At 39.7% G+C, this 7,935-nt stretch carries 10 protein-coding genes and 1 pseudogene; 7 read left to right on the top strand and 4 right to left on the bottom strand.

Features of this window, described 5'->3' with window-relative positions:
• The 6 genes and pseudogenes from B4J23_RS08960 to B4J23_RS08985 form a co-directional block, all read left to right on the top strand.
• Nucleotides 1–966: pseudogene (locus B4J23_RS08960) on the top strand (hypothetical protein); the annotation flags it as partial.
• Nucleotides 959–1,192, top strand: a complete 234-nt coding sequence (locus tag B4J23_RS08965; RefSeq protein ID WP_291360095.1) for a hypothetical protein — start codon at nt 959–961, stop codon at nt 1,190–1,192. The pseudogene B4J23_RS08960 and the gene B4J23_RS08965, both read left to right, overlap by 8 nt.
• A 62-nt stretch (nt 1,193–1,254) precedes the next feature.
• Nucleotides 1,255–1,836, top strand: coding sequence for a hypothetical protein (locus tag B4J23_RS08970; protein ID WP_180011211.1), 582 nt, complete (start codon nt 1,255–1,257; stop codon nt 1,834–1,836).
• Between the two features lie 238 nt (nt 1,837–2,074).
• The gene (locus tag B4J23_RS08975; RefSeq protein WP_291360111.1) at nt 2,075–2,590 is read left to right on the top strand and encodes a glycoside hydrolase family 108 protein; all 516 of its coding nucleotides are present in this window, start codon (nt 2,075–2,077) and stop codon (nt 2,588–2,590) included.
• A 4-nt stretch (nt 2,591–2,594) separates the two neighbouring features.
• On the top strand, nt 2,595–2,891 hold the full coding sequence (locus B4J23_RS08980; RefSeq protein WP_291360097.1) for a DUF6527 family protein: 297 nt from the start codon (nt 2,595–2,597) through the stop codon (nt 2,889–2,891).
• On the top strand, nt 2,891–3,169 hold the full coding sequence (locus B4J23_RS08985; RefSeq protein ID WP_291360099.1) for a hypothetical protein: 279 nt from the start codon (nt 2,891–2,893) through the stop codon (nt 3,167–3,169). The genes B4J23_RS08980 and B4J23_RS08985 overlap by 1 nt, the downstream gene beginning before the upstream one ends.
• Nucleotides 3,170–3,196: 27 nt before the next feature.
• Here the strand turns inward: B4J23_RS08985 and B4J23_RS08990 are convergent, their stop codons facing one another.
• From B4J23_RS08990 to B4J23_RS09005, 4 genes are all read right to left on the bottom strand, one after another.
• A complete protein-coding gene (locus tag B4J23_RS08990; RefSeq protein ID WP_291360101.1) occupies nt 3,197–3,691 on the bottom strand; it encodes a hypothetical protein in 495 nt (164 codons plus the stop codon).
• 88 nt (nt 3,692–3,779) lie between these two features.
• Nucleotides 3,780–4,019 carry a hypothetical protein gene (locus tag B4J23_RS08995; protein ID WP_291360103.1) on the bottom strand — a complete coding sequence of 80 codons (240 nt, stop codon included), beginning with the start codon at nt 4,017–4,019 and terminating at the stop codon, nt 3,780–3,782.
• Nucleotides 4,020–4,156: 137 nt separating this feature from the next.
• Nucleotides 4,157–4,768 (bottom strand): hypothetical protein, encoded by a 612-nt coding sequence (locus B4J23_RS09000; protein ID WP_291360105.1) that lies wholly within the window; start codon nt 4,766–4,768, stop codon nt 4,157–4,159.
• Complete coding sequence (locus tag B4J23_RS09005) at nt 4,765–5,979, bottom strand: tyrosine-type recombinase/integrase (protein WP_291360107.1); 1,215 nt, start codon at nt 5,977–5,979, stop codon at nt 4,765–4,767. The genes B4J23_RS09000 and B4J23_RS09005 overlap by 4 nt, the downstream gene beginning before the upstream one ends.
• 990 nt (nt 5,980–6,969) lie before the next feature.
• Here B4J23_RS09005 and B4J23_RS09010 point away from each other — a divergent pair.
• The coding region (locus tag B4J23_RS09010) for a glutamine synthetase beta-grasp domain-containing protein (RefSeq protein ID WP_291360109.1) at nt 6,970–7,935 on the top strand (966 nt) is incomplete at its 3' end.

A 7,935-nucleotide genomic window follows, 5' to 3' on the forward strand; every position in this document is an offset into this window, starting at 1 on the left:
GATACCGGCGAGAAGATTCAAGTGATTGATGGTAGCTACAGTGCCAGCCGGTCGCAGTGGTGTTGGACTTACTCAATTACCGTGGCTCATACCGAGAAAGATAAACTACAGCCGATCGATGGGCAGCCATTGATTCTTAAAGTCATAATCAATGGATTTGAGCATCATATTTTGCTGGAAGATCCAGAGGAAACCCGACGATTTGCCAGTGTTTTATACACTTACCCGGGGCGCAGCGTTACTGCGTTGAACTCGGATAAATACGCACTTTTACGCTCATTTATCCAGGACAATGAACGAACCTCTGTGCAGCTTGTGCAGGCTGAACTGGATCGAGCAAATAGCGGTACAACTCTGGACTGGAAACTGATTGATGAACTGGGTTGGATTGTGCCGATTGAAAGCCTGAGCTATGCAGAACTTGCACCAATCGATGCAATAAAGCAGGTTGTTGATGCAGGCGGCGGCTTTATCTATAGCCAGAAAGCAGGTAATACGCTGACTATTTTGCCCCGATACCAGAAAGGCTACTGGGATACGATGACGGTAGAGGATTACGATATTCTGTTATCTGAAAGCCTGGTGATGCAGCAGAACATTAAGCAGAACGATGAATATATTGCTGACTTTAATGCCCTCACCGTAGTGAATAGTCGCAGCGGTGAAAGTCTGAAAGTACAGCAGCGTGGTACCTCGGGTGATGTGCCTCTAGAAACAGTCACAGGGCCATTATTTAATGTAGTGTCGGGTGCCAGCTATGGCAAAAATGAACTGGTCAAAGCCAATATTCAGGAGTTACACACTTGTACAGATATTCCGGTCAGTCAGGAAATTGGCGAGATGCTACCTGGTAAAACCATTGCCTTTAATGGCCAGTGGTGGGGTGTGATTGATGGGGTGAGTGGAAGTTTTTCATACGAAAAGGTGAATGAAACCATTACCGTGGAGCGTATCAGTCGTGAGTAATCCTTTATTTGAACTGCAAAAGCTTTTAAATCCAACCCATGCTGAATACATCGGTACCATCACCTCTGTGAAGCATCCAGAGTATCGGGTGCAGATTGATGGTGGATCTGGTCCGGTACTATGCACATCTGGCACGGCTTATAACTTAGGTGCCAGAGTATTCATTTCAAACCAGGTGATCCTAAGACCAGCACCTACTGGACAGCATTCAGAAATAGAAGTCTAAACTCAACCAAATAACAGCACCTTTTTTAGGTGCTTTTTTATTATCAAAATCAGGGGGGCGCAATGTCCAACGACTATTTGTCTGATCCACCTGCAGCCACATCTGGACAACTACTTGCGATATCAGAAAGTATCAGCCAACTGCGCCAAGAGATGCGTCAGGAAATGCGAAAACTCGAAGATGTGCCGCAAAAAATTGACCGTATGAGCATGCAGTTCGATCAACTTCAAGAGAAACAACAAAACCTTGATAGCAATGTGCAAAAGATCCAGAAAAACCTTGAGGATGATTTAGATAGAACAAAATCAAGCCTTCGAGATGAAATGAAGCAAATTCGAGTGGATGCCGAGGTCAAGCACAAAGAAGTCGATATGCAGATCCGGGTGCTGCATGAAAGTAAAACCAAAATAGATAGTGTCACAAATCTGGTTCGATGGGGTGGGATTGCCATCATTGGTGTATTTGCAGCAGCCTGGAATAATCAAACCGCTAAAACTGACACGGTGAATGCACAGGCAATGGCGAATAGTCAAAAAATCCAAGTCCTTGAAAAACAATCCGACCAACTCTTAAGAACGGTTGAAGAAATCCGCAACAAACTTTATGAAAGAAACTATGTGAGAGGAAATGATGAAATTAATTAATGAAAATGTATGGAAGTTTGACTCAGTAAAATACGGCGCCTATATGGCGCTTTTTTTATCCTGCGTACATTTGATTTTGCAGGAAGTGTATAACGCCAATGTCTTACCTGAGCCATATCAAAGCATTGCGTCTATTATTTTGGTATTTTTGGCTACATATGTAGGACGTAAAAAAGCTCAGCCAGAACTTCACCCAGATCCAACTGTTTTAGGTTTCGCAAACCTACCGGTTGATTCAATTACTTTTGAGAAAGCGTTTCAAAGGTTGATCGGTCATGAAGGCGGGTATACCAATGATAAGCGCGATCCGGGTAACTGGACCGGTGGCAAAGTGGGGGTAGGTGTACTAAAAGGCACTAAGTACGGCATTGCTGCAAATACTTATCCTAATTTGGATATTAAAAATTTATCACTTGCTCAGGCCAAAGAAATCTACAAAAAGGACTGGTGGGATAAATTAGGCGGCAATGGCATACATTCAGCGATTACCTTTCAACTTTGGGATTTTGCAATTAATGCTGGCAGGAAACGTGCAATCCAAGAATTACAACAGGCGGTTGGCGTAACTGCAGATGGCATCATTGGACCTAAAACTATTGAAGCTGTGAACACTCAAGATCTAAACGATGTGATTCTAACTTTGACCGCTGAGCGCTTAAAGTTTTATACATCTTTGAACACATGGCCGACATGGGGTAAGGGCTGGACCAATCGTGTTGCGGATAACCTAAAATATGCAGCACAGGACAATTAAAAAGATGAATGAGTTTAAGAAGGTAAGCAATGTATTACTGCAATCCAATGGCATTTACTTTATTGAATGTCCAGGATGCAAGACACTTCATCCTATTCATGTTGATGAGCAGCATCGCATTCGGTGGGGTTTTAACGGCAATGTTGATGCACCAACATTCACACCCTCATTAATGGTAAATCAAGGTCATCCAAGCCAATGTCATTCATTTATTACAGATGGGAAAATTCAATTTTTATCAGATTGCCACCATAGCCTGGCAGGTCAGACTGTGGATTTACTGCCGGTAGAGGAATTCTAATGACAGCACTAACAATAGAACAAGTATCAAAATCCACATTAGAAGTAGCTGAATCAGGCGGCCCAATTCTAAGTCAGATTGCAAAGTACATGGATGCAGCTGAAAAGCTAAAGAATAGTACTTTATCTGGTGAAGAAAAGCGGAACTGGGTAATTGAGTTTGCCAAGAAGGAAGTTGTAGAAGTATTCACGAATCTCGATTACTGGATACCGATTATTATTCGATTTATTAATGCTGCTAAGGCAGCATTCAATTTGCTCAAAAAAGCTATCGTCTGATTTAAATAAGCCCTCTAGGTGAGGGCTTTATTTATGATTTTTAATATTATCTAATTTCTCTCCAAGCCTAAGTATTTCTTTCAATATTTCATAAGAGTTTTCGTAAGATTCTAGATTTGCTGTCGCACTGTTTGTTAAAGCGCCACCCGGAATTAAATCCTGTTTTAATGCAAAGATATGTGCATAAAATCTAACTACATCATTAACTATATTCGGATTTAAATAACCAATTTTTTCTAAGTTATTAGAGTAAACAGGTGTAAGCTCATCTTGAAATGGAACTATTATAATCGGGTTTTCCATAGGAGCTTGATTAAGATATTCGATACGTTCTTCAAATACCTCTTTATATTTTCGTTGAACAGCAAGATCATATAAAGCAGATACTTCTGCTAATATTGCGACTTGATATGTGTGAGCTTGTTTTCTCTGGTCAAGCCATTTCACTAATAACTGGGTAAGAAAACCAATACCCGCACTAAAGCCAGCAACTACTAAAGCATCGCTTAATTTAATATCCATAAAATTTTCCAAAAAGCCCAGTCAGATTCCTTCTTAAAAATACTTCTATTTTGAACCGTGTGCACTATATAAAAGTAGGTCCATGTTTTCATTGTCTTGTTATCTCCACACCTTCCCAAAACTCTCCCTTCTTGTCTCTCAAAAACTTCTCAGCATCATACTTGCTATAAAACTGCTTAGCCTTCTCAAAATCTTTATCCCAATACCAGCCACTTGAATACATGGCATCCAGTTCAGACACTTCCCAGAAATCATACTCATCAGTGTGGATCTGATAGGCCAAATATTTGCTATTCTTCTTTATATAGTGAGGGTAGCCGTAGCTCATGGTTATTCCTTTTTACTACTTCCATTCATTAGTCTTCACTCAATCGTTCAGTCCTCAAAATAAAAGTTTGGCTTATTAGATTACCTGAAAATATAAGGGTGAAAATTAGTTTACCAGGGTAAGAGCTCAGCAAAAAACTACTGAACAAAGATATATTTCTTTAGCTCGGTTAAAATTTTATTGTTTAATAGCTCAACTTCTTTTAGGTGTTCTTTCGTATCTCTCAACGCATAGGTATCCTTTTTAATATTGTGAATATCTAGGGTTGCAAAAGTATCAAGACAACTACCATAAGCTAAATATTGTTTATGGAAATCACTATTTTCTGTTAAGTTTATAAACTCACCTAGATTCTCTCTATTAGAATTAAATATTTTTATCAAATGAGTGCGATGAGATCTTAGTTTGTCTCTGTAATCAGAAAGGTTATATTCATCGATATTTTCAATTTCCGCGAGAGAGAATTTAATATCATGAATTAAATTCCTTTCATTATGAATGAGGTGGAATGCATTTCTCGCATCAGTGGAAATAATTGATTTATTGTGTTCTTCTTTCCAATCGGTAAATACATATGCAGCAACTATAGCTGCCCATAGAGTTGAAATCCCGCCAAAATAATTTCCAAATATTCCAATTGCGGCAGATGAAGTCGCGGGCGAATCAAGCTTCGAAAATAATATATATGTAATCAAGAGGATTAAGCTACCTCCTATCAAGCTAAAAGCTAATGGTTTAATTTTTATCATCCTTTCCACCCATCCACGATATCGGCCCAATCTTGCATCATCTTCCTGCGATCCGCCAGGTATTTAGCATGGTTATAGGTGGCGCGTGTTTTATTTTCATCAGCATGGGCCAGCTGCGTTTCAATCCACTTTTCATCATAGCCGAGTTCATTCAGCAGGGTGGAAGCCGTAGCCCTGAAATCATGAGCCGTGACGTTCTGCATGATGTATTGCAAAGCCCGATTGATCGTAGTGGCTGGCATCATCCCGCCGTTATAGACACCCTCAAAAACATACTTCTTTCGGCCAGTGAGTTTCTTCTGTTTAAGTAATAACTGATACACCTGCTCAGACATAGGCACCACATGCGTTCTATTTTTTTTGGTCAGGCGCATGCCCTTTTTAAGCTGTTCCCTGGACTGCTTTTCAAAAGTAATAATGCGGTTTTCAAAGTCGATAAAAGACCACTGCAGACGACGCACTTCAATTGACCGAAGCATGGTGTAAAACAGGAATAATATCGAATTTACAGTCGACTCGGCACCGCCGTAGCTATCGATCCGCGCTCTAAACATTTTTCTTTCGGTTAATGTTAATGGTCTGGCATGTTCTACATCCGGACGTGCAATGACTTCACGGACTGCATAAGTCGGATCATTCTCGGCTCTTAGTGTTGCAATGGCATACCGCATCACAGAGCCGACCTTCTTTCTGTTTTCAATCGCGGTCACTTCACCAGTACCGTGGTTATCCTGACCCTTAACACGCTTAACTGTGTTTTGCATGATCTTCAAAACATCGGCAGACGTCACATCTTTAATATTCTTATGACCAATCACTTTATAAATATCTTTTTCCATTGCCCGGTGAAAAGCATCGATATAGGTTTGCGATTTATCCTGCAGGCGATTCACGGCATATTCTTTGGCAATAGCTTCAAAACTATTTTCATCACACAGCATGCTGGCTTTTTCCTGCTGGCGATGTACAGCCGGATCGATGTTGTTAGCAAGCAGCGATTTAATTTCTTCCTGTTTTTGACGTGCTTCGGCCAGGCTAACGATAGGGTATTCACCCAGACTGATCATGGATGCTTTGCCAGCGAAACGATAGCGAACACGCCAGAGCTTAGCACCGGTTGAGCGGACTTCAATACATAGGCCGCCTTGATCGGCAATTCGGTATGCCTTCTCCATTGGTTTTAGTTTTTTGAGCTTTGTATCGTTGAGCATGTGAGTAACGGAAAAATTTGAATGTTGTTACTCACAATCTTACTCACAAATGTGATTAATACAATTTAATTCTATTTTAGGGTATTTAATACGAAAGACTGGAAAATAAAGAATATGAAAAATTGGTTTAATGGCATTTAATAGTATTTAATTGCTGTGCTCATTTTCGATCATTAGAAGCATGAGCTTAACCTATTGAAATTATTGCACTTAACTGTGCTAAAGTGATCCAGATTGAGCTTTATCGGGACTTGTTGCAAGTCTAGGGAATACACGACTAAATCGTTGATTTCATTGTGTGAAAATAAAGCACGCCTCATCATAGCAAAAAATAGCCACATCGGGCGCAATAATTTTTCAATTTTCAGCCTGGTGATTAGCTCACAGCCTTTTAAATATTTTAAATGTGTGTATAAGTAATTAACTGATGAAAAGTAAGTTTAAATAAATATTGCAGTTATTATTTTTTTAAATTAATAATAAATAAGTTTTAAATGATTAAAATAATTATGCTGAAAAAAACATCATTTGAATAATAATGCATGGGATAAATCAAACAATAAGATCGACAATTTGAATAAAAGTGACTCAAAATAGTGATCTTTTTAAATACACAAACCTACAGATCACGCTTTGTAACTGATAAAAATTAACCAGAATTAAACGAAATTGAATATTTTTTAAACTAAATTAGCATAAAAACGCAATTCCTCACTGAAAATTGCTCCTATTCTTACCTAATATGAAATCATCGCACTATTTAGGTGCGCTAAAAAAATACCTGCAACAAATCTCAGGAAGAATGCTTGAATATAGTGCATTTAGTTTAAGTCACAGTATAATAGCGACAAGGTATTTTTATCTTCCTATGTTTTCTTATAAAGATTTCAAGATTTTAGATATACTTTTAAAAGTTGGTACGCTAATTGCTTAATAGATACCAACTTCTAACACGCACTTTGCGAGTGCAACAAAAAACATCGGAGCAAAATGAGCATGGCGAACAAGGTCCTTCAACTCATACAAGAAAGTGGCGCGAAATGGGTCGATTTTCGCTTTACTGATACCAAGGGTAAAGAACAGCACGTTACTTATCCAGCAGACAGTATTGATGAAGATACGTTTGAAGACGGCAAAATGTTTGACGGTTCTTCAATCGCAGGTTGGAAAGGCATCGAAGCATCGGACATGATCTTACGTCCAGATGCAGAAACAGGTTTCATCGACCCGTTCTTTGCAGAGCCAACTGTTGTTGTGACTTGTGACGTTATCGAACCATCAACTGGTCAAGGTTATGAACGTGACCCACGTTCGATTGCTCGCCGTGCAGAAGAATACCTGAAATCTACAGGTATCGGTGATACTGCATTCTTCGGTCCAGAACCAGAATTCTTCGTATTTGACGAAGTAAAATGGGACATCGACATGTCTGGCGCTCGTCATACATTGATCGCTGAAGAAGCTGCTTGGTCTACTGGTAAAGATTACGAAGCAGGTAACTCGGGTCACCGTCCACGTGTTAAAGGTGGTTATTTCCCAGTTCCTCCTGTTGATTCTCATCAAGATATGCGTGCAGACATGTGTGCAAAAATTGAAGAAATCATGGGCCCAGGTCGTGTAGAAGTGCATCACCACGAAGTTGCATCTTGCCAGTTAGAAATTGGCGTGAGCTTCAACACAATGGTTCGTAAAGCTGACGAAGTACAACAGTTCAAATATGCTGTTTGGAACGTTGCGCACCAATACGCTAAAACTGCAACCTTTATGCCTAAACCAATGGTAGGCGATAACGGTTCAGGTATGCACGTTCACATGTCGATCTCTAAAGATGGCAAGAACCTGTTTGCTGGTGATGAATATGCAGGCCTTTCAGAAATGGCATTGTATTTCATCGGTGGTGTGATCAAACATGCTCGTTCATTGAATGCGATCACTAACCCATCTACAAACTCATAC

The sequence above is a fragment of the Acinetobacter sp. UBA3025 genome (assembly GCF_002367915.1).
Lineage (GTDB): Bacteria > Pseudomonadota > Gammaproteobacteria > Pseudomonadales > Moraxellaceae > Acinetobacter.